Raw genomic sequence first — 25,378 nt, 5'->3', positions numbered from 1 at the left:
AAGTAAATGAGTATGATCAGCTCAGCCTTCGCTGAGCTGATCATACTGCAAACTATCAGATAACCACTTAGCAAAAACCTGCATTAAAGGGGTACGCCCCTCGGGCCTTGTAAAAATAAGATGGTAACCATTATTAGAGCTATGACTGAATTCAGGGAAAGCCACCAAAATGCCCGCCTGAACCAAGTCATCTACTAAGGGCGACCAAGCAAGACTGACACCTTGCCCAGCTAAGGCGGCTTGAACTAACAGAGTAAAATTATCTGACTCTAACTGAGCGTTAACACCGTTAAGGGTCAGGCCGTACTCATGGGCTACGTCATCCCAATTAAGCCAAGGTTTTCCATTGAGAGCATTTAGCTTTAATAGGGGTAAACTTAAAAGATCAGCCAAAGAATCAATCTGCTTACCTTCGATTAAAGTCTTACTGCAAACAGGAAAGACTTTTTCAGTAAGTAGCTGATAGCTATCCTGACTATGATAATGATCTGCACCAAACAGTATGACGATGTCAGCTTCACCATTATTTTCTACTTCAGGCGCTTGAGAGGTTTGCAACCGAATATCCATATCAGGGAACTCATCCTGATACAAATTTCGAAACTCACTGAGCTTTGGCATCAGGCCATAAGTGGCAAAAGCAAAGTCTGTCGCGACAGTTATGCGATTATTTTGCGGTTGTTGGCGAATATCATCACAGACAGACGTGAGTGATTGCAGGCTTTTTTGTGTCGCTAATAGCAACTTATTTCCCGCTTCAGTGAGCTCTACCCCTCGATAAATACGCACAAACAATAAACAGTTTAAATTGGCTTCAAGACCCCTAACCTGCTGACTGATAGCTGGTTGAGTTGTTCCTAGCTCTCTTGCTGCACGGGTAAAACTTAGATGTCTCGCCGCTGATTCAAAAACGACCAAACTTTGCAGTGGCGGTAACGCTTCATTCGTTGGCATAAGTTCAACTTATTCGAGTCATAATATTTCAGTCAGTTTACAGGAGATTTCCTTAGGTTCAACCTAATACACAAGGCTAAAAGATGCATTAAACATTAGTTGTATTTATTTAACTTTATCACTATTTAACTTTCAAGCAGGTTGAGCTCATGAAAAAGAAACAACCCAATATATTATTCTTAATGGCAGATCAGTTAGCTGCATCAGCATTGCCCATTTACGGTCATAAATTAGTCAAGACACCTAACCTCGAAGTGCTCGCTAATGAAGGTGTCGTTTTTGATTCGGCTTATTGTAATAGCCCTCTTTGCGCACCTTCTCGATATGTTTTAATGACAGGCCAGTTACCCGCTAAAATTGGTGCATTCGATAATGCCGCGGATTTACCTGCCGATATACCCACCTTCGCCCATTACTTACGCCAGCAAAACTATCAAACCGCGTTATCTGGCAAGATGCACTTTTGTGGACCAGAGCAGCTACATGGTTTTGAAGACAGGCTAACCACAGACATTTACCCAGCTGACTATGGCTGGTTTCCTAATTGGGATGATCCAACAACACGCCCAACTTGGTATCACAATATGAGTTCGGTCACTCAAGCTGGTCCTTGCGTTCGTACCAATCAATTAGATTTTGATGATGAAGTGACCTTCCAAGCAAAGCGCTATCTACATGATTATGCTCGCGGTAAACAAGAAAGACCTTTCTGCCTCACTGTCTCTCTTACTCACCCTCATGACCCTTACGCTATTCCAGAAGAGTATTGGAACATGTATCAGGATGAGGATATTGAACTACCTAAAATAGATATTCCAAAATCTGAACAAGACCCTCATTCGTTAAGAGTGCAAGATGTGTTTGCCTATGATGAACAGCCCATCACAGAGCAACAGATTAAAAATGCCAGACGCGCATATTATGGCGCTATCAGTTATGTGGATGACAAAATTGGCGAGGTACTCAAATCACTAAAAGATTGCGGTTTAGATGAAGACACCATTATTGTCTTTTCTGGCGATCACGGGGATATGCTAGGCGAACGTAACCTTTGGTTCAAGATGTCCTTCTTCGAAGATTCAGTGCGCGTACCTATGATAGTTCACTCCCCTAAACGCTTTACGCCTAAACGTGTGTCTGAGTCAGTGTCGACCATGGACTTACTACCTACTTTTGTCGATATCGCGTCTAACAAGGCAAAACAAGATTATGCTATGCCAATTCAAGGGCGCAGCATAATGCCCCACCTTGAAGGCACAGGCGGCCATGATGAAGTGATTGCAGAATATTTTGGCGAAGGCACGATCGCGCCTTTATTTATGATTCGCCGTGGTGATTACAAGTACATTTGCTGTAATCAAGACCCAGACCAACTCTTCAACCTTAAGCTTGATCCTAAAGAACTAAACAACCTCACCAAGGACTCAGAACATCAAGAACTGGTTACCCAGTTTAGAGCAGAAGCCGCTGAACGTTGGGATCACGAAGCCTTAACGCAAGATGTGCTTATTAGCCAACGTCGACGTCGTTTAGTCGTAGGCGCGTTAAATAAGGGCAAAAGGAAGACTTGGGACCACCAGCCTTTCTTTGATAGTGGTGAGCTTTACATGCGAAATCACATTGACCTTGACGACCTTGAAGCAAGGTCACGCTTTCCAAAAGTCGATTAAGCAATTTAAAACAATAAAAACAGACCATTTAAACGACAAAGGAGTTTCCTCATGTTGCAGATTTTACTTTATCGTCCACTTGTTAAAAGTGTTGCCCTTGCGACCTTAGCGCTATCCGCCAGCCTAAGTTATGCCCAAGAGCCTAGCCAGTGTCAGAAAGTCACTTTCTCTGATCCTGGCTGGACAGATATCGGCGCCACCAATGGTATTACCAGTACTATTTTAGAAGGGCTTGGTTATCAAACCGAAGTGTTTTTATTAGGCGTGCCTGTTGGCTTTGAAAGCTTAAAGAGTGGTGAAATTGATCTCTTCATGGGGAACTGGATGCCAGCTCAATCCGGCTTTATTGATCAATATAAAGAGGATATTGACCAAGTTCGTACTAACCTTGAAGGCGTAAAATTTACCTTAGCTGTCCCTGAGTTTGTGTATAACGCAGGGGTTCAAAGTTTTGCTGATTTACACAAGTTTAAGAATAAATTTAGAAGTAAGATCTACGGTATCGAAGCAGGCGCGCCAGCCAATCAAAACCTGCAAAAAATGATAGATACCAATGACTTTGGATTAGGTGACTGGAAAGTTGTCGAATCAGGCGAGCAAGCCATGCTAACTCAGGTGAATCGCTCTGTTCGTCGTGACAAGTTCATTGTTTTCCTTGGTTGGGAGCCTCACCCGATGAATGTTAACTTTGATCTTAAGTACCTTTCTGGAGGCGATAAGTATTTTGGCCCCAATTATGGTGGCGCCACCATTCACACGCTGAGCCGTAAAGGCTACAGCCAAGAATGCTCGAATGTAGGGACCTTGGTACAAAACCTGAAATTCTCTTTAACCATGGAGAATGAAATCATAGGTGAGGTTTTAAACAATGCGAAAAAGCCAAAAGACGCAGCCAAAGAATGGCTTACGGCAAATCCTGATGTATTGAGCACCTGGCTTGAAGGGGTAACAACCTATCAAGGCGACAATGGACTGGCTGCTGTTAAGCAGCATCTTGCACTTTAATTTTAAAGGTTTAGGTTTGTTGGTCAGGGCAAGTTAGTCTCTATGCTTCCCCCTCTTTTTGTATAGCGCTAATACCTTTCCAACAAAAAAAGCCCGAAAGCTTTCACTTTCGGGCTTTCCTATTTTTAACATTCAAAAGCATTAAATCTAGCGCTTTTAAAGCGGTTATTTAAAGAACAGCTGACACGCCTGATTATTGGTTTCATCCTGATAAGGATAACCTAAAGCATCAAGATATTGCGTCACATCCGTCTCTTCTCCAACGGCTTGCAAGCCAACCAAAACACGACCATAAGCGTCACCATGGTTGCGATAATGGAACATGGAGATATTCCATTCACCACCTAAGCTATTTAAGAATTTCAGCAAAGCACCTGGGCGTTCTGGGAATTCAAAACTATAAAGCAGTTCGCCTTTTTCACTCCTTAAGTGACCGCCTATCATATGACGAATATGAACCTTAGCGGTTTCATCGTCAGTTAAATCGACTATCTCATAGTCTTTTAAATCGTTTAATAAGTTCTCACGACTATGCGGATGACCACCTAACTGAACACCAACAAAAATGGCCGCTTGTTCTGGGTCGCTGTAACGATAGTTAAATTCAGTAATATTGCGTGTCTCTAAGGCTTGGCAGAAAGAACGGAAGCTACCAGGGCTTTCTGGGATTTTCACCGCAATAATCGCTTCGCGTTTTTCACCTAACTCAGCACGTTCAGACACATGACGTAAACGGTCAAAGTTAACATTAGCGCCCGAGTTAATCGCAATCAGGGTTTGATCTTTAGCACCCGTGGTTTCTATGTACTTTTTAAGGCCAGCTAAAGCACAAGCACCAGCAGGTTCTGTGATAGCACGAGTATCATCGTAAATGTCTTTAATCGCAGCACACATTTCATCAGTGGTGACTGTGATGACATCATCAACATTATCTTTAGCGATAGCAAAGGTATTACTACCGATAATGCCAACGGCAACGCCTTCTGCAAAAATACCGACCTGATCAAGACGTACAGGCTCACCGGCTTCTCTTGCAGCTTTAAAGCAAGCGGCATCTTGTGGCTCGACTGCAATCACTTTTATGTCAGGACGCAAATACTTGATATAAGAAGCGACGCCGGCCAGTAAACCGCCACCGCCGACAGGAATAAAGACAGCGTCTATCTTGCCAATATGTTGACGTAAGATCTCCATACCAATGGTGCCTTGGCCCGCAATGGTATCTAGATCATCAAATGGGTGAACAAACACTTGACCGGATTGCGCCATGATCTCCTGTGACTTCGCAAAGGCTTCATCATAAGCATCACCATGCAGAACAACTTCAGCTCCCCAACCTCTAACGGCATTTACTTTCACGTCAGGTGTTGTAGCAGGCATGACAATTGTGGCTTTCACCCCTAGCTTTTGTGCGGCTAGTGCTAAACCTTGTGCGTGGTTTCCGGCTGACGCTGCTATCACCCCATTTGCTAATTGAGCAGGTGATAGCTGACTAATTTTGTTATATGCCCCACGAATCTTAAAGCTGAAAACAGGCTGTAGGTCTTCACGCTTTAAAATAATCTCATTACCAAAACGATTACTAAGTTGTTTGGCACGAGTAAGTGGTGTTTCTACTGCTACGTCATAGACGTTCGCCTGTAGAATTTTCTTGATGATTGAATGAGGCATAGTCTTTCCTAAAGAACATATATGTAGTGTTACCTTGGCATTATCGCCATCCATCACGAACAAAAGTTCAAAACAGAGCAAGAAATATACCGATTAACTGCCCTGCTATCAAAGGCGAAAGTCGTCTAACCTAATATTTTCTGGTGATATGAGTAACATTAGCGAATTTATCCCTTTATAATGGCCTGAATCTCGTATTTGGCTTATTTTAAGAGTCACTAAATCATACGAACCACCAGCCCTCTAAACAAAGGTTATGCAGAAAATGACGCAAGACGAATTGAAACTCGCCGTTGCCAAAGCCGCGGTTGAATACATACTTCCCCTTCTTGAAGACGACACCATTGTCGGTGTAGGAACAGGCTCAACAGCGAACCTATTCATTGATGAACTAGCTCAGCACAAACTTAAGTTTGAAGCGACTGTAGCCAGCTCTGAAGCGTCAGCAGAACGCCTGAAGTCTCACGGTATTCCTGTATATGATTTAAATAGTGTTGCAGATATCGCAGTTTATGTAGATGGTGCTGACGAATCTAACAACCACCTGCACTTAATTAAAGGTGGTGGTGCAGCTCTGACTCGCGAGAAAATCGTTGCAGCAGTCAGTAAGCAGTTTGTTTGTATTGCTGACCAATCTAAATTGGTAAATGTATTAGGTGATTTCCCGCTACCTGTTGAAGTGATTCCTATGTCACGTAGCTATGTTGCTCGTGAATTAGTGAAACTTGGCGGTGACCCGGTTTATCGTGAAGGTGTCGTGACTGATAACGGCAACCAAATTTTAGATGTATATAACCTAAAAATTGAAGATGCTGTTGGTTTAGAAAATAAGATCAACAGCCTAGTTGGTGTCGTCACCAATGGCTTATTTGCTAGCCGACCTGCTGATGTCTTGTTATTAGGCACAGAAGAAGGCGTTAAGACTTTAAAAGCCTAATTTTTAGATAATTCATTGTCTGAAACAGCCGACTACTTTTAGTCGGCTTTTTTATATCTCATCTTTTGCCACTCGCTTTGACTAAAAGCTACTGACACCTAAGTCTACCAGTGGCATAATTTCGGCAACTTTGACTCTCATCCCCACTATTAAGGTAGATTTCTGTCATGCAAAGCTTAAACAGCGTTTTAGCATCAAGTTCTGTTCCCGCGTCTTTACAAGAGGTTCTTCAACTTTTAAGCAAAACCTGCATTGATATTTCAGGCAAACTTCAACAGGGTTCTCTTGCCGGTATTCTCGGTATGGCAGGTAATGAGAATGTACAAGGTGAAGAGCAGAAAAAATTAGATGTCATCTCTAATGATATGCTTAAACTTGCGCTATCAGCCTCTCCTTCTGTTCGTGCAATCGCATCTGAAGAAGAAGATGACATAGTGCCGGCGAATACAGACGGCGAATATCTTGTCGCTTTTGATCCGCTTGATGGCTCTTCCAATATTGATATTAACTCAATGGTAGGCACCATCTTCTCTATCTATCGTCAAACGGGTGATCAAGCAGCGACTGAAGCTGATTTTTTGATTCCTGGTCGCGAACAAGTTGCAGCGGGCTATGTACTTTACGGCCCTTCAAGCATGTTGGTTTTCTCCACAGGTGATGGCGTATCTATGTATACCTACGACCCAAGCCAAGGCGAATTTATTCAAACGATTGAAAAAGTCAGTGTTGCACAAAGTACTCAAGAATTTGCTATCAATATGTCAAACCAGCGTTTTTGGGCACAAGGCATGCAAAACTATGTTAATGACCTTGTTGCAGGTGCAGAAGGCCCAAGAGAAAAGAACTTCAATATGCGCTGGGTAGCAGCAATGGTAGGTGACGTGCACCGTATCCTTTGCCGTGGCGGTATCTTTATTTACCCTTGGGATAACAAAGACCCTAGCAAAGCAGGCAAATTACGCCTTATGTACGAAGCTAACCCTATGGCAATGCTAATTGAGCAAGCTGGCGGTAAAGCACATACACATACTGACCGCATTCTAGACATTCAACCTGAAGCCATTCACCAAAGAGTGGCTGTGGTTTTAGGTGCAGCACAAGAAGTAGAAACTTGCTTAAACTATAAGTAAGTCTACCAATAACAAAAAGCCGATAATCAATCTCTGATTATCGGCTTTTTTAATCCTCAAAAACTGCCTCTAGAAATTCTCACACAAGAGGTTAGTTCTCAAACTCATCACTCTTTTACTAAAGGGTCCTCAGGCAAACTCATTTGCCAATAGCCCACATCGACCCACTGTCCAAATTTATAACCTACCTTCTCAAAGTGAGCGACTTTCTTCATGCCAATTTTTTCATGCAGTGCGATACTAGCGTCATTAGGTAGAGCAATAATCGCTAAAATATTTTTGATAGGTCTTCTACTGATAGCGTCTAACAAGGCTTGATATAAGCGTGTTCCGACGCCTTTACCTTGAGCTTCCGGTGCAAGGTAAATTGTGACTTCATGGCTAAATCGATAAGCACTACGAGCTTTCCAATGGGTACAATAGGCATAACCCAATATAAGTGAGTCTGTTTCTAGAACTAACCAGATACCTGCATTCTTATCCGCATCTTTAATACGCGATAACATAGTATCCGTGCTTATCTCTTCTTCTTCAAAAGAGATAAGCGTATTAGTAACGTAATGATTATAAATATCAGCTAATTTGGCTGCATCATTTACAGAAACGGGTCGAATCAATTTTTCACCCTAAGCTGTTATGGATTTAATCCAAAATGGCATGTTCTTCATACTGGCTCTTGGCTCGCCTCTATCTCTCCATGCAAACCTAGCGGTTAAGTCCGTTGCTTTGAAGCCTTGCAACTGCCAGAAATCATCCAGAGTATGGTAATTTTCAGGCTTTAACTCAGTGTAGTTTTGTCGGTCAACGGTACAAAATGCTAAGTACTCATACTGCTCTTGCTGAAGTGCTATCTCTTCTCGCAATCGGAAGAAAATAGAGCCAGCGCCTTGTCCACGGTATTCAGGTAAAAGAACAGATTCAGCAAAGTAAAAACCTTTGCTTAAGTCCCAACCCGATTTTAGGAAAGGTTGTTGGAACTCAGTTTTTGCATGGCTTAGCGGTAAACAACTAGATGCGCCAACCACAACACCATTATCTAATGCCAAAACAAAAAAGCAGTCTGGCTTGGCTAAATAAGCCTGCAGATAATCCGCCTCATATTCTATTTCTCCTTCATATAAATAAGGATAGTCATAGAATACCTTTAGTCTTAGCCTTGCCATATCTGGTAAGTAAGCTTGCATGGCAGGCCCAGTTACACACAAATAATCAGTAATCTGTTTGCTCAACTTGTTTTACCCACTCAGCTAAATTGTAATAACTGGTTACTCTGACAATAAGGTTGTCACGTAACTCAAAGAAAGTGCCGCCCTTGATCTTGTAATACTGACCGCTTGCTTCAGGTAGAGAAAACTCACTTTCTAAATAGCTCCCTTCCACCATAAATTCAGCCGCAGCTTTATTACGGGATTCATCAAACATAATCGCAAGTTCTGAAATTTGTTCATCATAATTACGATTGACGCGATTCATAAAAAAGCGAAAGGCTGTCTTTCCGTGTTCCTGTACACCTTCATTCACGTCATGTATGACATCATCTGCCAGTAAATCAAAAAACGAAATCATGTCCTTTTCATTCAGTGCTTGATAATAAGCACGAATAATCGATTCAGCTGTCTTGCTACTCATATTAAAAACTCTGACTAACGGTCTTTTGAGTAAAACATATTGCTCAATACTTAGGTCATGACATGCCGCAACCAGACAGATTTTCTTCGTTAATGAATAAACTAGCACGCTTTGGTGTGCGCTTCAGCACTTATCTTGATAGTCTTTAGTTCTGACTAAGCAACCTTCTCAGACGGACTTACCTTGGCTGGCAAGCTTTCTACGAAAGCAAAACTCATATCTAACCAATGCTTAAGTTCCTCATCAGATTCTATTAACTCAGCTTCTACACAAACAACATCAGCCATAGGTCGGCCTACAAAATCGAACTGTTTGACATAATTCTTGGCTAGCGATTTCGTATAATGCTCAGGTCCAATACGAGCTAATAAGCTGTTTCCTATTACACCGATACACATATGACGATTGTGTAAGAAGCAATAGCCGCCAAACATTTCTTTTTCTTGTAACTCTAGAGAGGGATCAAATATTGCTTTGATTCGTTGAACTAATCCTGTTTCATACTTCATGTGCACCTACCTTTACTAAATTAAATGTTTCAGTAAAACTGCGTTCCTTGGGTATAACTTCCTGTCCTACCTTTAAAATATGCGCAAATTTTCAGCAGATAGCCAATAGTTTTAGGTAAAAAAAAGCAATGACGACCTAAAGATCGTCATTGTTATTCAAAAGATGAACCAAGATGGGAGACGGGACTTACTCTTAATTTAGCTTACTTCCATAACGGCTTTTCTAGCTCATTAGCGACATCTGTCTGAGATAAACCTATGTCTTTTAACGCTGCTTGATTAAGTCTGCCAAGCTGGTTTCTTGTACGCCAATTGTGATGAACCTTGTCAATCAGTTTAGAAAAACGGCTCACAAGATTTTCTAATCTATTCTCTTTAAGGCAGTTTACTTGAGTTAAATCGAATTTTTTTTGTGTTGATACTAGTAAAGCCATAACTTTTTACCTCACAGTTGTGTTTTTCTATAGCGATATAATCGGTCAAAATATAAACACTGACAAACGAGAAAACTCAGGTCATAATTAAGAAAAACTTAACTATAAAGTAACACTCAATGAAAAATTTACGTCTACCTCCTCTCAAATCACTGCATGCATTTCGCCACGCGGCACAATGCTTAAGCTTCAAAGCAGCAGCAGAGCAGCTGAATGTCACCCAAGCCGCTATTAGCCAACAGATCAAAACATTAGAACAATCATTAGAGATAGAATTATTCGAAAGACACACACGTCAAGTAGTGCTAACCAGTGAAGGAGAATACCTATTCACTTATGTCGAGCAGGCTTTTAACTTATTAGAGCAAGGTGTAAGGGAAATAATTGAAGACCCCCATCCAAATAAACTGGTGATTAGCACCCTTCCATCATTTGCCAGCCGCTGGTTAGTTGCTCGCCTTGGTAAGTTCCAAGCAGAAGACGATATTAATATTCAATTAAGCCCTAGCCTTGCTGTGGCGAGCTTCCAAGATCAGGATCTGGATTTATCCATTCGATTTGGCCAAGGAAGATATGAAGGTTTAAAATCAGAGCTATTGTTTGAAGAGTGTTTAATCCCTATCTGCCACCCATCCTTGATTGATGCAACACAACCAATAAAATCTCAGCTCGCTAAACTACCTATCATTGCTGATAATGGCCCTGATATGGAAGCTATCTGGCCTTTGTTTCAAGAGCATATCGGTTGTAAAGATGTAAAAATGCCCTCTCGGCTTCAGGTATCCGATTCAACTGTATTAATTGAGGCGCTGCTTTCTTGCCAAGGTATAAGCATGATTCGATACAGCCTTGTCTATGAATTAATACAGAAAGGGCAGCTCATCAGCCCTTTGCCCTTATATATGAAATCACGTTACAACTTCTTTCTAGTCGCACCCGCACCACATTTTAAATACGACAAGATCAGTAAGTTCAGACGTTGGCTAAAGAACGAAGTAAAAGAAATTCAGCAAAGCTGGAAGCAGTATTGCGAACAAACAGAGGGGCAGTACGAAGTGTTATTCAAAGAAGACCATAACCCTTAAAAGGTTATGGTCTGATTAAGTCTAAACGTTAAAGCGAGACACCATGCTGGTTAAGTCATCACTTTGATGTTCAAGATTAGAAATAGCGTTACGGTTATCAGCAACGGCTTTAGAGGTTTCATCAGAGAGTACAAAAATACGCTGAATATTTGCACTGATCTCATCTGTAACTTGTGATTGCTCTTCAGATGCTGCTGCTATTTGCATATTCAGATCCGCAATAGTCTGCATTTCACGTGAAATTTCGATCAAAGCATTCTCTGCATTTTCAACAAGCTTAACAGCGCCCTTACTCATATCTTCACTTGATCCCATCACTTTCACAGCAGATTCAGTACCGGTTTGCAGACTCTCTATCATGGATCGAATTTCTTCCGTACTATGCTGAGTTCTCCCTGCTAATGTTCTCACCTCATCAGCAACAACGGCAAAACCACGACCTTGTTCACCCGCTCGTGCAGCCTCTATCGCAGCATTAAGTGCCAATAAGTTTGTCTGATCAGCAATTTCACCAATCACACCGACTATCTCACCAATACGATCAGATTGAGTTTTAAGATCAGTAATGACTGTCATGCCATTTCTCACCTCTACTGCTAGGTTCCCCATACCATTAGACGCTTCTGCTAGCGAGTTAGACCCTAAGTCAAACTCTCTCTTAGCGTGATCGACAGCTGTCACTGCGTCTGCAGTATTAGAGGCAACCTCATGTGCCGTGCTCGACATTTCTTCAACTGCTGCCGCTAACATCTCAGTTTCATCTTTTTGTTGCTGGGTGCGAGCTGCATTACCTTGAGCATTGCAGGTAATTTGCTCTAAACCAGATTCAAGATTCAAGGATAAATTACGAATATCAGCAATGAGTCGAGACATGTTATCCATGAACCTATTTATTTCATTTGCTAACCCACCAAACTCATCGTCCTTGTTGATTTCGATACGTTTAGTTAAATCTGCATCCCCTTCTGAAAGATTGTGAATTGCAGAGAAAAGGGTTTTGAGCCTGTCATTAACAAAGCGATTTAGCCAAAACACTAAGCCTAAAATAACGATTAAGGCGATGACTAATATTGTTAAGTTATAAAATGAACTGTTCTGAGTACTCTTCTCAAACTCTGCCGTTAAAATATCCACTCTTTGTTGATACTCAGTCTCCAAAGTTGCGAACCCCTTAATTGCAGGTGCATCAGATATCTTCACTGCTTTATCAAGCTGCTGTATATCTAAGCCTTGTTGTTTTAAGCCTTGTACCTGGTAGGTTGCATCTAGATACTTTTTTAAAGTGGATTCAATATCATTTAAGGCATTTTTCTCAGCCTGATTAATACCATTTAATTCACGATAGTTGTTTGCCGTTTCAACCACTTTCGCATAAGCAGTCTCTACTTGAGTGACATACTTTGGTGTCCCGCGTAATACATAGTTTTTAAAGCTGTGTATTAGAGAGCCATAACCCGCATCCCGTGACATTTTCAACAATAAAGACTGCCTAGCAAGCGCCGAATCTTGTAGCTCTTGCCAGCTTTTTTGGTGTGTATTTGAAAGACTATTCTCTATGATTAATAGTGTTGAGAAAGTAACAACAATCAATCCGATGAAAACGTAAAACCTTTGCCTAAGCGTCATTTTTGTTACCTCGCAGTCCGTATATTAGCCAAAGCAATAATAGAACATTGGGTAAACATAAAATTGAGATAGATCAAGCTTTTCCATTATCTCAGCTTATAGTTTATTACAGCAGATCAGATTCGATTTTTCATATAACGAATGTGCATAAAAAAGTTAGGGGTATTTAAAAAAAGAATTTCAGCTTTCAAATATAATAAGTTAATACTGATTCAAAGCCTTAACTGCTAGAATAGAGACAAACTTATCCACCTACTAAAATGGTTATCTATGAAACTACTTGTCCGTAATATTGCCCGTAATACTAGCGAAGAAGAACTACGTGCTCTATTTGAAGAGTTCGGCACTCTACAGTCATGCTCACTTGTACTCGATAATGACACTGGTGAGTCAAAAGGTTTTGGCTTTGTTGAAATGCCAAAAATCGGTGACGCCAAACTAGCAATCAAAAAGCTAAATGGTAAAGAGATCGATGGCTATAAACTTAGAGTAAAAAAAGCTGAAGATAAAGCAGCAGAGTAAGATAGTTAAGAGGTTAGATCTAAGTCTTATCTAGCCTCTTATTAAACGCATAGGCACAAAACGAATTCCGTTAAACTCAGACTCCACACCTTCCACATTAAACCCATAAGCCAAATAAAACGCTTTAGCATTAACAGAGGAGCGTAAGCTAATTTCTTCCTCTAATGTTTGAGCCAATACATGATCTAATAACAGCCTACCAGCACCTTGCCCCTGTACTTCTTTCGCTACAAACAAATGAGTTAGATAGTTCCCTTCTCGCAAAGCGGCATACCCGACAAGCCTTCCACCAGATACAAGTTTCACACTGTAAAAACATGTTCCATCGAAGGTTTTCTTAATATCAGGCAACACCCGACTCAAGTATTCAGACTTGCCTAGCTCATTAAAGAGCGGTAATACATCTTGCTCTGAGACAGAGCGAACCATCTCCTCAACCTCTTCAAGGTCTTGCCATGTCACTTTGCTTATTTGCACAGAAAACCTCCCTATAAAAATATCTATCCATATTGAAACCTTTAAAAGCGAAAGTCTAGACAGAACTAAATTAGGTGAAGGTTAGCCTAGTGCTTTGACTCAACCTGAGGGCTCGTTTCTATGCTCTGCGTGAGAATGCATAGCTTTGAACTCTAGCTCAAGCATGTTGGGTAGCATTGAGTGCCTAGCCAGCAGAACTGGCGAGTAGGCATTCCCACAGAGGAGCATGGGAACGGGAGCTAGGTCGCTTATGATGTGTCTTTCGATAAATTTCAGACAAAAAAAAGCCTGATCAGTGATCAGGCATTTCGTATTTTAATCTTGATAACGACCCCTTTGATCCCTTAGCAGCTCCAAGCTACCATCGGCGATACTTTATCGTCTCTACCTTTGCCTAGTTTATTTTAGGCAAAAAAAAGCCTGATCATAAGATCAGACTTTTTATAATTTAATCTTGATAACGACCTACTCTCACATGGGAACTCCCACACTACCATCGGCGATGCGACTTTTCACTTCTGAGTTCGGGATGGGATCAGGTGGTTCAGACGCTCTGTGATTATCAAGAAATTCTGTTTGTCAGAACAAGCTCTGTTTGTGGCTTATTCATTGACGAATTTGCTTATGCTTTAACAATACTTTTTGAATAGTCTTCTCTTCATTAGAGAAGTTAACGATAACCAAGCCTCAAACCAGCTTGCGATGTTTTACCATCTTTTTAAATCGTAATATAACGCTAAACCATTTTGGCGTTATATGGTCAAGCCTCACGAGCAATTAGTACAGGTTAGCTCAATGCCTCACAGCACTTACACACCCTGCCTATCAACGTCGTAGTCTTCAACGGCTCTTTAGGGAACTTAAAGTTCCAGTGAGATCTCATCTTGAGGGAGGCTTCCCGCTTAGATGCTTTCAGCGGTTATCCCGTCCGAACGTAGCTACCCGGCAATGCCACTGGCGTGACAACCGGAACACCAGAGGTTCGTCCACTCCGGTCCTCTCGTACTAGGAGCAGCTCCTCTCAAATCTCAAACGTCCACGGCAGATAGGGACCGAACTGTCTCACGACGTTCTAAACCCAGCTCGCGTACCACTTTAAATGGCGAACAGCCATACCCTTGGGACCGGCTTCAGCCCCAGGATGTGATGAGCCGACATCGAGGTGCCAAACACCGCCGTCGATGTGAACTCTTGGGCGGTATCAGCCTGTTATCCCCGGAGTACCTTTTATCCGTTGAGCGATGGCCCTTCCATACAGAACCACCGGATCACTAAGACCTACTTTCGTACCTGCTCGACGTGTCTGTCTCGCAGTTAAGCGCGCTTTTGCCTTTACACTCTTCGCATGATTTCCGACCATGCTGAGCACACCTTCGTGCTCCTCCGTTACTCTTTGGGAGGAGACCGCCCCAGTCAAACTACCCACCACACAGTGTCCTCGATCCCGATTAGGGACCTGAGTTAGAACCTCAAACATACCAGGGTGGTATTTCAAGAGTGGCTCCACCAAAACTAGCGTCTTGGTTTCAAAGCCTCCCACCTATCCTACACAAGTAGGTTCAAAGTTCACTGTGAAGCTATAGTAAAGGTTCACGGGGTCTTTCCGTCTAGCCGCGGATACACAGCATCTTCACTGCGATTTCAATTTCACTGAGTCTCTGGTGGAGACAGTGTGGCCATCGTTACGCCATTCGTGCAGGTCGGAACTTACCCGACAAGGAATTTCGCTACCTTAGGACCGTTATAGTTACGGCCGCCGTTTACTTGGGCTTCGATCAAGAGCTTCGCCGAAGCTAACCCCATCAATTAACCTTCAAGCACCGGGCAGGCGTCACACCCTATACGTCCACTTTCGTGTTTGCAGAGTGCTGTGTTTTTAATAAACAGTCGCAGCCACCTGGTATCTTCGACCAATCTCAGCTTAAGCAGCAAGTGCCATCACCAAAATCGGCGTACCTTCTCCCGAAGTTACGGTACCATTTTGCCTAGTTCCTTCACCAGAGTTCTCTCAAGCGCCTTGGTATTCTCTACCTGACCACCTGTGTCGGTTTGGGGTACGGTTCCCATATATCTGAAGCTTAGAAGTTTTTCCTGGAAGCATGGCATCAACCACTTCACCCAAAAGAGGGCTCGTCATCAGTTCTCGGCCTTAAAGGCAACCCGGATTTACCTAAGTCACCAGCCTACCGCCTTAAACACAGACAACCATCGCTGTGCTGGCCTAGCCTTCTCCGTCTCTCCATCGCAATATATGCAAGTACAGGAATATTAACCTGTTTCCCATCGACTACGCATTTCTGCCTCGCCTTAGGGGCCGACTCACCCTGCCCTGATTAACATGGGACAGGAAACCTTGGTCTTCCGGCGGGGGAGTTTTTCACTCCCCTTATCGTTACTCATGTCAACATTCGCACTTCTGATACCTCCAGCCTGCCTTACAGCTTGACCTTCAACGGCTTACAGAACGCTCCTCTACCATGCCTAGTAAACTAAGCATCCGTAGCTTCGGTGTACAGTTTAGCCCCGTTATATCTTCCGCGCAGGCCGACTCGACTAGTGAGCTATTACGCTTTCTTTAAAGGATGGCTGCTTCTAAGCCAACCTCCTAGCTGTCTAAGCCTTCCCACATCGTTTCCCACTTAACTGTAACTTTGGGACCTTAGCTGACGGTCTGGGTTGTTTCCCTTTCCACGACGGACGTTAGCACCCGCCGTGTGTCTCCCGTAATTGCACTCATTGGTATTCGGAGTTTGCATGGGGTTGGTAAGTCGGGATGACCCCCTAGCCCAAACAGTGCTCTACCCCCAATGGTGAGATACGAGGCGCTACCTAAATAGCTTTCGAGGAGAACCAGCTATCTCCGAGCTTGATTAGCCTTTCACTCCTATCCACAAGTCATCCCCGCATTTTTCAACATACGTGGGTTCGGTCCTCCAGTTAGTGTTACCCAACCTTCAACCTGCCCATGGATAGATCGCCCGGTTTCGGGTCTATTCCCAGCAACTATACGCCCTATTAAGACTCGGTTTCCCTACGGCTCCTCTATGCGATTAACCTTGCTACTGAAAATAAGTCGTTGACCCATTATACAAAAGGTACGCAGTCACGGAACAAGTCCGCTCCCACTGCTTGTACGTACACGGTTTCAGGATCTATTTCACTCCCCTCACAGGGGTTCTTTTCGCCTTTCCCTCACGGTACTGGTTCACTATCGGTCAGTCAGGAGTATTTAGCCTTGGAGGATGGTCCCCCCATATTCAGACAGGATACCACGTGTCCCGTCCTACTCGATTTCATTAAAAGGGCATTTTCGTATACGAGGCTTTCACTCTCTACGGCGGCACTTTCCAGAGCCTTCTACTAACACCAATTTAACTTAAGGGCTAATCCCCGTTCGCTCGCCGCTACTTAGGGAATCTCGGTTGATTTCTTTTCCTCCGGGTACTTAGATGTTTCAGTTCCCCGGGTTCGCCTCGTATGGCTATGTATTCACCATACGATACCCGCAAGCGGGTGGGTTTCCCCATTCGGACATCTCGGGATTAACGCTTGTTTATCAACTCCCCCGAGCTTTTCGCAGATTACCACGTCCTTCATCGCCTCTGACTGCCAAGGCATCCACCGTGCACGCTTGGTCACTTGACCATATAACCCAAAAGGGTCTATATACCAACGAGCTTTTGTGTCTCGCTGGATTTACGATTTGAAAATCACTCTAGGTTAAAGAGTGTTTCCACCGGTTTGACGCTTGATTATCGTCTTTGAAACACAACAATAAGATCATATAAATACAATCAGATTCTGTGTTTCGATCTATTCAAAAAGTTAAATTGTTAAAGAGCAATTAGCGCAAAGCGCTAAGTCAGTGATTGTTTGTTTCTTAAAGAAGTAACAACAACTTGCTTAGGGCTTTGAGTAATGAGTCACAGATGAAGTAAGTAATGGTGGAGCTATGCGGGATCGAACCGCAGACCTCCTGCGTGCAAAGCAGGCGCTCTCCCAGCTGAGCTATAGCCCCATATACTACCTAAGTGTTTGGCCAATCAATTTGGGATAATTAATTGGTGGGTCTGGGCCGATTTGAACGGCCGACCTCACCCTTATCAGGGGTGCGCTCTAACCAACTGAGCTACAGACCCAAACACTTCTGTGCGTCTCTATAAATTAGTTACCAGATAATTTGTGTGAACACTCACCAGAGCTTCATATCGTTTAAGGAGGTGATCCAGCCCCAGGTTCCCCTAGGGCTACCTTGTTACGACTTCACCCCAGTCATTGACCACTCCGTGGTAACCGCCCTCCCCGAAGGGTTAAGCTAGCTACTTCTGGAGCAATCAACTCCCATGGTGTGACGGGCGGTGTGTACAAGGCCCGGGAACGTATTCACCGTGACATTCTGATTCACGATTACTAGCGATTCCGACTTCATGGAGTCGAGTTGCAGACTCCAATCCGGACTACGACGCACTTTCTGGGATTCGCTTACTTTCGCAAGTTCGCAGCCCTCTGTATGCGCCATTGTAGCACGTGTGTAGCCCTACTCGTAAGGGCCATGATGACTTGACGTCGTCCCCACCTTCCTCCGGTTTGTCACCGGCAGTCTCCTTAAAGTTCCCGACATTACTCGCTGGCAAATAAGGACAAGGGTTGCGCTCGTTACGGGACTTAACCCAACATTTCACAACACGAGCTGACGACAGCCATGCAGCACCTGTCTCATAGTTCCCGAAGGCACTAAAGCATCTCTGCTAAATTCTATGGATGTCAAGAGTAGGTAAGGTTCTTCGCGTTGCTTCGAATTAAACCACATGCTCCACCGCTTGTGCGGGCCCCCGTCAATTCATTTGAGTTTTAACCTTGCGGCCGTACTCCCCAGGCGGTCTACTTATCGCGTTAGCTTCGCCACTAAGTCATTACAACCCAACGGCTAGTAGACATCGTTTACGGCGTGGACTACCAGGGTATCTAATCCTGTTTGCTCCCCACGCTTTCGCACCTCAGTGTCAGTATCAATCCAGAGTGTCGCCTTCGCCACTGATGTTCCTTCCTATATCTACGCATTTCACCGCTACACAGGAAATTCCACACTCCTCTATCGTACTCTAGCCTGCCAGTATCGGGTGCAATTCCAAGGTTGAGCCCTGGGCTTTCACATCCGACTTAACAAACCACCTACGCGCGCTTTACGCCCAGTAATTCCGATTAACGCTTGCACCCTCTGTATTACCGCGGCTGCTGGCACAGAGTTAGCCGGTGCTTCTTCTGAAGGTAACGTCACAGCTAATGCGTATTAAACATCAACCTTTCCTCCCTTCTGAAAGTGCTTTACAACCCTAAGGCCTTCTTCACACACGCGGTATGGCTGGATCAGGCTTGCGCCCATTGTCCAATATTCCCCACTGCTGCCTCCCGTAGGAGTCTGGGCCGTGTCTCAGTCCCAGTGTGGCTGATCATCCTCTCAGACCAGCTAGAGATCGTCGCCTTGGTGAGCCTTTACCTCACCAACTAGCTAATCTCACGCAGGCTCATCTAATAGCGAAAGGTCCGAAGATCCCCTCCTTTCCCCCTCAGGGATTATGCGGTATTAGCCTGCGTTTCCACAGGTTGTCCCCCACTACTAGGCAGATTCCTACGCGTTACTCACCCGTCCGCCGCTCGACGCCTGTAGCAAGCTACATCGTTTCCGCTCGACTTGCATGTGTTAAGCCTACCGCCAGCGTTCAATCTGAGCCATGATCAAACTCTTCAGTTTAAAATCATTGCTCACTCAAATCTTTACTGCTGACTTTAAAACTCGATCCGAACTAACGAATCAAACATAAAGCGTTCTAGTATCGACTCTCGTAAGACTTCAATTTTTTTGTAGTCATTCGAACATCAATCACCGTAGTAATTAACAACTCGAATAACCTGCTGAAGTCTCTAGCGAGTGCCCACACAAATTATCTGATTAACTATTTTAAAGAGCGTCTGACTTACTAAACATTTTCTAAATAAGAGTGAACGTTTGTAGTTAGCTACTTGGTAGCTTGTCGGTGTAAGCTTTGTTTGCTACCCCGTGTCAGTGGATGCGTATAATATACATCTCAGATTTTATGGCAAGTATTATTTTCAATTAAATCAAAATTATGCAAAAGAATTTGCTCCTGAAGTCATTTTGAGAGGCCAAGCCCCTTTGACGGAGTAAATATGTCAATTTGAAGTCATTATTAGCTCTTAATTAGATTAAATCGACATGCATGACTGAAACATAGTGCCCCTTATAATCCACTTGCTCAATAAGACTAAACCCAACTTTCGAATAGATCCCCCCATCAAGCTTTTCCGTCTGCAAATAAAGTTTTTTTATGCCAAACATTTTTGCTTGGCCAATAACCTCTTGGACTAAGCGTGCGGCAACGCCCTTACCTCTCTCTGAACTTTTAACATAAACACCCCCTATCCAATATTCGTAATCAGGGTAAATGTCCATTTCATGAATTTTAAGTTCAGCCGCCCCAATTAATTCTCCATCTAACTTTGCCAACATCAGTAATGGCGCTTTATCTCGATTCGTATAAGTCGCTAGCTTTGACTCTACTTTCCCAACTGTCATATCTGGGACATTCGATAACCACTGTTCAAAGTACCAACTGGCTACTTCTTTATAAGCCAAAGGATCATCTGCAAGTAATATGAACTCCATTTCATCACCTTTCTATTTATATTTATTACTTAAATACGTACAAACGAAAAATCTGTAGGGTAAGAATGAAGACCATCATAATCTCCCTTACTTAATACAGCACCATGCGCTCTTGCTATGGCATATACCATACTCATATGAAATGAAAAATTAGGGATAATATATTTGTGAATAAACTCGGATGGCGATAAAGCAACCTCAGTAAACCCCGCGTTGTCTATAAGCGTTTTACTATCATCTAGATTCTCAATCACAACAGTTTGCTCTAAGTACGCTTTGGTTTTCATTATTTGCTCAAGTACCGCCCTTTTTCCTGAAGTCTCTGAATAAAAAGAGACTAACTCAATACCGACTAGTGGACAGTAGCCCCTCAATAAAAAGTTAGCTGCCACCTTTGCATTCATTTCTAGAGAAAACATATCATCAGATAAAGACAGAGGAAAAATATCCACAGGCACTTTAGCTACAATGACTTCAAGTTGAGCAAGGTAACCTATGAACAAAGACCTAATATCAAGACTCATAATTAAAACTTCTCTCCTTCCATTTCTTGATGAAGCAAAACCTTAGCCATCTCTAGATCAATTAAACACGCACCCAACCTCTCTTCTTTCACTTGCTTGCCAGTCTCATCAAAACCCATATACCTATAAAAATTAACCGCACTCAAATTCGAGTCAAGAACCCATAACCGAACTTCTACAGACGCACTCCCAACACTTGCAAATAACGTCTCTTCAAAAACTTGATAAAGGCCACGACCGACACCGAAACCTTGATACTCAGGCATCACATATAAAGAAGATAAGCTAAAACAGCCATTTAACTGACTTTCGCAGCCTTTAGTTTTTTCATAACTTAAGAAACCAGCCAAGAATGAAGCCGGCTTCTCATCACTTTCGTCAGAAAGCACTTCAACAACCAGAACCTCAGCTAAGCTTTTAGATATTATCTTATGCCATAGGATCTCGCGGCGCTCTAAGCTATAACCTTGGATATATGCTTCAGGCATTAAACCTTGATATGTATCACTCCAAGTGGTGACATGAATTAACGCTATTTGAGTAACATCCTCTACAGATGCTTTTCTAAAATGAAACATAAGATCCCTTTATGTTTAAAGTGATGTGAACAGTAGACAACTCTACAAACAATCATCCATTGAAGTTAGACGCTTATTTATTACCTTTCAGCTAAAACCCATTCAACAAAAACCGATTTCTTTTCTCGGTATGCATCCAGAGATAAGTCTTCACAGGATAATTTAAGCTCATTGTATTGTTTTACCAGAGTTGCATTAGAACAAAGAAGATCTCGATATTTCAAAAAGCATTCAAACTCAGACCCATTTGCGACAACTTGAAGCGCGACATCCTCCTGTAAAATAGATTCCAGCATGCAGAGCTCAGCCGTTCTTAACGTATCAACTTTCTCTTGAAAACCAAGAGAAGAGAGCTGCTTAACCGAACTCTCAAATTCATCGGATTCAATGCCCACAAAAATATCTAAGTCACCTTTGGAAACAGCATACGGAATGGAAGATGCTCCTATATGCTCCACTCGAGCATGAGGAAGCAACACTAACACTTTCGACTTAATTTGAAGAAACAATGCTTCACAACCAGCCTGGTATTCATCAGGTTTATAGAACTTCATATTTTCCCTTGAAGATTATGCTAGAAAACTCGGTTAAGCATTCAGTAAGCTCTTCTCATATTAATAAAAATGTGCAAAATCAAACAAAATTCGGCCTTTATTTAAACGTTAGAATAGTATTGTATCAATCAAAAAAATCGCTCAACTTAAATCCCCTAAAACTAAGATTTAATTGATCTAAAGTGTCTTAGAAAGGAAGCGTAACCAATTGATTTTAAATATATTTCGACATTTTTCAATCTAAACAAGATGTACATATAAGATTAGATCTAATAACAGCTAGGTGATGTGTAGCGTATCTAATAAAGAGCTGCTTCTGTTATTTTTGTGGGGTGGGATCATTAACAATCCTGTGGTTATCAAGAAACTCTAATCAGGACATCCCCTCCACTATTAAGTTGCCGCTATAGAGGAGCACCTTAGTCCTACCGCCAGCAAAGCTGGCGAGTATGCATTCCCACTGAGGACCATGAAAACAAGAACAGAAACAGCAACGCGTGTTAGCGCGTCTAGTTACTAAATACCGTTACTGGCATCACTGTCTGACATTGTTAAGAATTTAGATAACTCAATGTGATGTTGGAGTCTACAAAGAGGAAGTCCCACACTAGCGTCGGCGATACTTCTGTATTTAAGTTCGGAAGTGGAATGGGATCAATCAACGACTCTGTGATTATCAAGAAATGCTAATAATGGGTATAGATAGGTTTAGAGGTTGAAGCCATCTTGATAACGACCCCTTTGATCCCTTAGCAGCTCCAAGCTACCATCGGCGATACTTTATCGTCTCTACCTTTGCCTAGTTTATTTTAGGCAAAAAAAAGCCTGATCATAAGATCAGGCTTTTTATAATTTAATCTTGATAACGACCTACTCTCACATGGGAACTCCCACACTACCATCGGCGATGCGACTTTTCACTTCTGAGTTCGGGATGGGATCAGGTGGTTCAGACGCTCTGTGATTATCAAGAAATTCTGTTTGTCAGAACAAGCTCTGTTTGTGGCTTATTCATTGACGAATTTGCTTATGCTTTAACAATACTTTTTGAATAGTCTTCTCTTCATTAGAGAAGTTAACGATAACCAAGCCTCAAACCAGCTTGCGATGTTTTACCATCTTTTTAAATCGTAATATAACGCTAAACCATTTTGGCGTTATATGGTCAAGCCTCACGAGCAATTAGTACAGGTTAGCTCAATGCCTCACAGCACTTACACACCCTGCCTATCAACGTCGTAGTCTTCAACGGCTCTTTAGGGAACTTAAAGTTCCAGTGAGATCTCATCTTGAGGGAGGCTTCCCGCTTAGATGCTTTCAGCGGTTATCCCGTCCGAACGTAGCTACCCGGCAATGCCACTGGCGTGACAACCGGAACACCAGAGGTTCGTCCACTCCGGTCCTCTCGTACTAGGAGCAGCTCCTCTCAAATCTCAAACGTCCACGGCAGATAGGGACCGAACTGTCTCACGACGTTCTAAACCCAGCTCGCGTACCACTTTAAATGGCGAACAGCCATACCCTTGGGACCGGCTTCAGCCCCAGGATGTGATGAGCCGACATCGAGGTGCCAAACACCGCCGTCGATGTGAACTCTTGGGCGGTATCAGCCTGTTATCCCCGGAGTACCTTTTATCCGTTGAGCGATGGCCCTTCCATACAGAACCACCGGATCACTAAGACCTACTTTCGTACCTGCTCGACGTGTCTGTCTCGCAGTTAAGCGCGCTTTTGCCTTTACACTCTTCGCATGATTTCCGACCATGCTGAGCACACCTTCGTGCTCCTCCGTTACTCTTTGGGAGGAGACCGCCCCAGTCAAACTACCCACCACACAGTGTCCTCGATCCCGATTAGGGACCTGAGTTAGAACCTCAAACATACCAGGGTGGTATTTCAAGAGTGGCTCCACCAAAACTAGCGTCTTGGTTTCAAAGCCTCCCACCTATCCTACACAAGTAGGTTCAAAGTTCACTGTGAAGCTATAGTAAAGGTTCACGGGGTCTTTCCGTCTAGCCGCGGATACACAGCATCTTCACTGCGATTTCAATTTCACTGAGTCTCTGGTGGAGACAGTGTGGCCATCGTTACGCCATTCGTGCAGGTCGGAACTTACCCGACAAGGAATTTCGCTACCTTAGGACCGTTATAGTTACGGCCGCCGTTTACTTGGGCTTCGATCAAGAGCTTCGCCGAAGCTAACCCCATCAATTAACCTTCAAGCACCGGGCAGGCGTCACACCCTATACGTCCACTTTCGTGTTTGCAGAGTGCTGTGTTTTTAATAAACAGTCGCAGCCACCTGGTATCTTCGACCAATCTCAGCTTAAGCAGCAAGTGCCATCACCAAAATCGGCGTACCTTCTCCCGAAGTTACGGTACCATTTTGCCTAGTTCCTTCACCAGAGTTCTCTCAAGCGCCTTGGTATTCTCTACCTGACCACCTGTGTCGGTTTGGGGTACGGTTCCCATATATCTGAAGCTTAGAAGTTTTTCCTGGAAGCATGGCATCAACCACTTCACCCAAAAGAGGGCTCGTCATCAGTTCTCGGCCTTAAAGGCAACCCGGATTTACCTAAGTCACCAGCCTACCGCCTTAAACACAGACAACCATCGCTGTGCTGGCCTAGCCTTCTCCGTCTCTCCATCGCAATATATGCAAGTACAGGAATATTAACCTGTTTCCCATCGACTACGCATTTCTGCCTCGCCTTAGGGGCCGACTCACCCTGCCCTGATTAACATGGGACAGGAAACCTTGGTCTTCCGGCGGGGGAGTTTTTCACTCCCCTTATCGTTACTCATGTCAACATTCGCACTTCTGATACCTCCAGCCTGCCTTACAGCTTGACCTTCAACGGCTTACAGAACGCTCCTCTACCATGCCTAGTAAACTAAGCATCCGTAGCTTCGGTGTACAGTTTAGCCCCGTTATATCTTCCGCGCAGGCCGACTCGACTAGTGAGCTATTACGCTTTCTTTAAAGGATGGCTGCTTCTAAGCCAACCTCCTAGCTGTCTAAGCCTTCCCACATCGTTTCCCACTTAACTGTAACTTTGGGACCTTAGCTGACGGTCTGGGTTGTTTCCCTTTCCACGACGGACGTTAGCACCCGCCGTGTGTCTCCCGTAATTGCACTCATTGGTATTCGGAGTTTGCATGGGGTTGGTAAGTCGGGATGACCCCCTAGCCCAAACAGTGCTCTACCCCCAATGGTGAGATACGAGGCGCTACCTAAATAGCTTTCGAGGAGAACCAGCTATCTCCGAGCTTGATTAGCCTTTCACTCCTATCCACAAGTCATCCCCGCATTTTTCAACATACGTGGGTTCGGTCCTCCAGTTAGTGTTACCCAACCTTCAACCTGCCCATGGATAGATCGCCCGGT

19 protein-coding genes, 2 tRNA genes and 5 rRNA genes (1 of these 26 only partly in view) are annotated in these 25,378 nt (G+C 43.4%); 6 read left to right on the top strand and 20 right to left on the bottom strand.

Annotated elements, in window-relative coordinates; genetic code table 11:
• Nucleotides 1-21: 21 nt before the first annotated feature.
• Nucleotides 22-954: a LysR substrate-binding domain-containing protein gene (locus Q0A08_RS17355; RefSeq protein WP_438462729.1), complete on the bottom strand. Its 933-nt coding sequence runs from the start codon at nucleotides 952-954 to the stop codon at nucleotides 22-24.
• Nucleotides 955-1,103: 149 nt separating this feature from the next.
• Here Q0A08_RS17355 and betC point away from each other — a divergent pair, with 149 nt between their 5' ends.
• Entirely contained in the window at nucleotides 1,104-2,624 is a 1,521-nt protein-coding gene (betC, locus tag Q0A08_RS17350; protein ID WP_438462728.1) for a choline-sulfatase, read from the top strand.
• 51 nt (nucleotides 2,625-2,675) lie between these two features.
• Entirely contained in the window at nucleotides 2,676-3,629 is a 954-nt protein-coding gene (locus Q0A08_RS17345; RefSeq protein WP_438462727.1) for a choline ABC transporter substrate-binding protein, read from the top strand.
• Between the two features lie 165 nt (nucleotides 3,630-3,794).
• Here Q0A08_RS17345 and ilvA read toward each other — a convergent pair whose 3' ends face one another.
• Nucleotides 3,795-5,300, bottom strand: coding sequence for a threonine ammonia-lyase, biosynthetic (ilvA, locus tag Q0A08_RS17340; protein ID WP_438462726.1), 1,506 nt, complete (start codon nucleotides 5,298-5,300; stop codon nucleotides 3,795-3,797).
• 265 nt (nucleotides 5,301-5,565) lie between these two features.
• Here ilvA and rpiA point away from each other — a divergent pair, with 265 nt between their 5' ends.
• Nucleotides 5,566-6,237, top strand: coding sequence for a ribose-5-phosphate isomerase RpiA (rpiA, locus tag Q0A08_RS17335; protein WP_438462725.1), 672 nt, complete (start codon nucleotides 5,566-5,568; stop codon nucleotides 6,235-6,237).
• Between the two features lie 167 nt (nucleotides 6,238-6,404).
• On the top strand, nucleotides 6,405-7,367 hold the full coding sequence (locus Q0A08_RS17330) for a class 1 fructose-bisphosphatase (RefSeq protein WP_438462724.1): 963 nt from the start codon (nucleotides 6,405-6,407) through the stop codon (nucleotides 7,365-7,367).
• A 107-nt stretch (nucleotides 7,368-7,474) separates the two neighbouring features.
• Here the strand turns inward: Q0A08_RS17330 and Q0A08_RS17325 are convergent, their stop codons facing one another.
• The 5 genes from Q0A08_RS17325 to Q0A08_RS17305 form a co-directional block, all read right to left on the bottom strand.
• Nucleotides 7,475-7,984 carry a GNAT family N-acetyltransferase gene (locus Q0A08_RS17325; protein ID WP_438462723.1) on the bottom strand — a complete coding sequence of 170 codons (510 nt, stop codon included), beginning with the start codon at nucleotides 7,982-7,984 and terminating at the stop codon, nucleotides 7,475-7,477.
• A gap of 9 nt (nucleotides 7,985-7,993) precedes the next feature.
• Entirely contained in the window at nucleotides 7,994-8,596 is a 603-nt protein-coding gene (locus Q0A08_RS17320) for a GNAT family N-acetyltransferase (protein WP_438462722.1), read from the bottom strand.
• Entirely contained in the window at nucleotides 8,577-8,996 is a 420-nt protein-coding gene (locus Q0A08_RS17315) for a ketosteroid isomerase-related protein (protein WP_438462721.1), read from the bottom strand. The genes Q0A08_RS17320 and Q0A08_RS17315 overlap by 20 nt, the downstream gene beginning before the upstream one ends.
• 155 nt (nucleotides 8,997-9,151) lie before the next feature.
• Nucleotides 9,152-9,505, bottom strand: a complete 354-nt coding sequence (locus tag Q0A08_RS17310) for a TfoX/Sxy family protein (RefSeq protein WP_438462720.1) — start codon at nucleotides 9,503-9,505, stop codon at nucleotides 9,152-9,154.
• 203 nt (nucleotides 9,506-9,708) lie between these two features.
• Nucleotides 9,709-9,939, bottom strand: coding sequence for a DUF1127 domain-containing protein (locus tag Q0A08_RS17305; RefSeq protein WP_438462719.1), 231 nt, complete (start codon nucleotides 9,937-9,939; stop codon nucleotides 9,709-9,711).
• A 119-nt stretch (nucleotides 9,940-10,058) separates the two neighbouring features.
• On the opposite strand from Q0A08_RS17305, the gene Q0A08_RS17300 reads away from it, so the two are divergent.
• The gene (locus tag Q0A08_RS17300) at nucleotides 10,059-11,024 is read left to right on the top strand and encodes a LysR family transcriptional regulator (protein WP_438462718.1); all 966 of its coding nucleotides are present in this window, start codon (nucleotides 10,059-10,061) and stop codon (nucleotides 11,022-11,024) included.
• Between the two features lie 21 nt (nucleotides 11,025-11,045).
• Here the strand turns inward: Q0A08_RS17300 and Q0A08_RS17295 are convergent, their stop codons facing one another.
• Nucleotides 11,046-12,650, bottom strand: a complete 1,605-nt coding sequence (locus Q0A08_RS17295; protein ID WP_438462717.1) for a methyl-accepting chemotaxis protein — start codon at nucleotides 12,648-12,650, stop codon at nucleotides 11,046-11,048.
• Nucleotides 12,651-12,920: 270 nt separating this feature from the next.
• Here Q0A08_RS17295 and Q0A08_RS17290 point away from each other — a divergent pair, with 270 nt between their 5' ends.
• Nucleotides 12,921-13,172 carry an RNA recognition motif domain-containing protein gene (locus Q0A08_RS17290; protein WP_438462716.1) on the top strand — a complete coding sequence of 84 codons (252 nt, stop codon included), beginning with the start codon at nucleotides 12,921-12,923 and terminating at the stop codon, nucleotides 13,170-13,172.
• A 30-nt stretch (nucleotides 13,173-13,202) separates the two neighbouring features.
• Here the strand turns inward: Q0A08_RS17290 and Q0A08_RS17285 are convergent, their stop codons facing one another.
• The 12 genes from Q0A08_RS17285 to Q0A08_RS17230 all read right to left on the bottom strand — a co-directional run.
• Complete coding sequence (locus Q0A08_RS17285) at nucleotides 13,203-13,649, bottom strand: GNAT family N-acetyltransferase (protein WP_438462715.1); 447 nt, start codon at nucleotides 13,647-13,649, stop codon at nucleotides 13,203-13,205.
• A gap of 452 nt (nucleotides 13,650-14,101) precedes the next feature.
• Nucleotides 14,102-14,216, bottom strand: a 5S ribosomal RNA gene (gene rrf, locus Q0A08_RS17280).
• Nucleotides 14,217-14,405: 189 nt separating this feature from the next.
• Nucleotides 14,406-17,294, bottom strand: a 23S ribosomal RNA gene (locus Q0A08_RS17275).
• 297 nt (nucleotides 17,295-17,591) lie between these two features.
• A tRNA-Ala gene (locus tag Q0A08_RS17270) sits at nucleotides 17,592-17,667 on the bottom strand.
• Between the two features lie 44 nt (nucleotides 17,668-17,711).
• Nucleotides 17,712-17,788: transfer RNA gene (locus tag Q0A08_RS17265), tRNA-Ile, on the bottom strand.
• A gap of 74 nt (nucleotides 17,789-17,862) precedes the next feature.
• Nucleotides 17,863-19,401, bottom strand: a 16S ribosomal RNA gene (locus tag Q0A08_RS17260).
• Together the 16S, 23S and 5S rRNA genes with 2 tRNA genes alongside form the textbook arrangement of a ribosomal RNA operon.
• A gap of 468 nt (nucleotides 19,402-19,869) precedes the next feature.
• Complete coding sequence (locus Q0A08_RS17255) at nucleotides 19,870-20,334, bottom strand: GNAT family N-acetyltransferase (protein WP_438462714.1); 465 nt, start codon at nucleotides 20,332-20,334, stop codon at nucleotides 19,870-19,872.
• A 29-nt stretch (nucleotides 20,335-20,363) separates the two neighbouring features.
• Nucleotides 20,364-20,858, bottom strand: coding sequence for a DUF1993 family protein (locus Q0A08_RS17250; protein WP_438462713.1), 495 nt, complete (start codon nucleotides 20,856-20,858; stop codon nucleotides 20,364-20,366).
• A gap of 2 nt (nucleotides 20,859-20,860) precedes the next feature.
• On the bottom strand, nucleotides 20,861-21,436 hold the full coding sequence (locus Q0A08_RS17245) for a GNAT family N-acetyltransferase (protein WP_438462712.1): 576 nt from the start codon (nucleotides 21,434-21,436) through the stop codon (nucleotides 20,861-20,863).
• Between the two features lie 80 nt (nucleotides 21,437-21,516).
• Complete coding sequence (locus Q0A08_RS17240; protein ID WP_438462711.1) at nucleotides 21,517-21,990, bottom strand: GrpB family protein; 474 nt, start codon at nucleotides 21,988-21,990, stop codon at nucleotides 21,517-21,519.
• Between the two features lie 857 nt (nucleotides 21,991-22,847).
• A 5S ribosomal RNA gene (rrf, locus tag Q0A08_RS17235) occupies nucleotides 22,848-22,962 on the bottom strand.
• A gap of 189 nt (nucleotides 22,963-23,151) precedes the next feature.
• A 23S ribosomal RNA gene (locus Q0A08_RS17230) occupies nucleotides 23,152-25,378 on the bottom strand (it continues 662 nt past the right edge of the window).

The organism is Marinomonas sp. PE14-40 (genome assembly GCF_051623805.1).
GTDB lineage: Bacteria > Pseudomonadota > Gammaproteobacteria > Pseudomonadales > Marinomonadaceae > Marinomonas.
The sequence above is the reverse complement of the archived record's forward strand: the minus strand, read 5'-3'. Positions and strand labels throughout refer to the sequence as shown.

Excerpts from the sequence above, each read along its gene's own strand:
- betC (WP_438462728.1), top strand. The coding sequence starts at position 1,104 with ATGAAAAAGAAACAACCCAATATATTATTCTTAATGGCAGATCAGTTA.
- ilvA (WP_438462726.1), bottom strand. The coding sequence starts at position 5,300 with ATGCCTCATTCAATCATCAAGAAAATTCTACAGGCGAACGTCTATGAC.
- Q0A08_RS17355 (WP_438462729.1), bottom strand. The coding sequence starts at position 954 with ATGCCAACGAATGAAGCGTTACCGCCACTGCAAAGTTTGGTCGTTTTT.
- Q0A08_RS17245 (WP_438462712.1), bottom strand. The coding sequence starts at position 21,436 with ATGTTTCATTTTAGAAAAGCATCTGTAGAGGATGTTACTCAAATAGCG.
- rpiA (WP_438462725.1), top strand. The coding sequence starts at position 5,566 with ATGACGCAAGACGAATTGAAACTCGCCGTTGCCAAAGCCGCGGTTGAA.
- Q0A08_RS17330 (WP_438462724.1), top strand. The coding sequence starts at position 6,405 with ATGCAAAGCTTAAACAGCGTTTTAGCATCAAGTTCTGTTCCCGCGTCT.
- Q0A08_RS17305 (WP_438462719.1), bottom strand. The coding sequence starts at position 9,939 with ATGGCTTTACTAGTATCAACACAAAAAAAATTCGATTTAACTCAAGTA.
- Q0A08_RS17240 (WP_438462711.1), bottom strand. The coding sequence starts at position 21,990 with ATGAAGTTCTATAAACCTGATGAATACCAGGCTGGTTGTGAAGCATTG.
- Q0A08_RS17310 (WP_438462720.1), bottom strand. The coding sequence starts at position 9,505 with ATGAAGTATGAAACAGGATTAGTTCAACGAATCAAAGCAATATTTGAT.
- Q0A08_RS17315 (WP_438462721.1), bottom strand. The coding sequence starts at position 8,996 with ATGAGTAGCAAGACAGCTGAATCGATTATTCGTGCTTATTATCAAGCA.
- Q0A08_RS17250 (WP_438462713.1), bottom strand. The coding sequence starts at position 20,858 with ATGAGTCTTGATATTAGGTCTTTGTTCATAGGTTACCTTGCTCAACTT.
- Q0A08_RS17290 (WP_438462716.1), top strand. The coding sequence starts at position 12,921 with ATGAAACTACTTGTCCGTAATATTGCCCGTAATACTAGCGAAGAAGAA.
- Q0A08_RS17345 (WP_438462727.1), top strand. The coding sequence starts at position 2,676 with ATGTTGCAGATTTTACTTTATCGTCCACTTGTTAAAAGTGTTGCCCTT.
- Q0A08_RS17295 (WP_438462717.1), bottom strand. The coding sequence starts at position 12,650 with ATGACGCTTAGGCAAAGGTTTTACGTTTTCATCGGATTGATTGTTGTT.
- Q0A08_RS17300 (WP_438462718.1), top strand. The coding sequence starts at position 10,059 with ATGAAAAATTTACGTCTACCTCCTCTCAAATCACTGCATGCATTTCGC.
- Q0A08_RS17255 (WP_438462714.1), bottom strand. The coding sequence starts at position 20,334 with ATGGAGTTCATATTACTTGCAGATGATCCTTTGGCTTATAAAGAAGTA.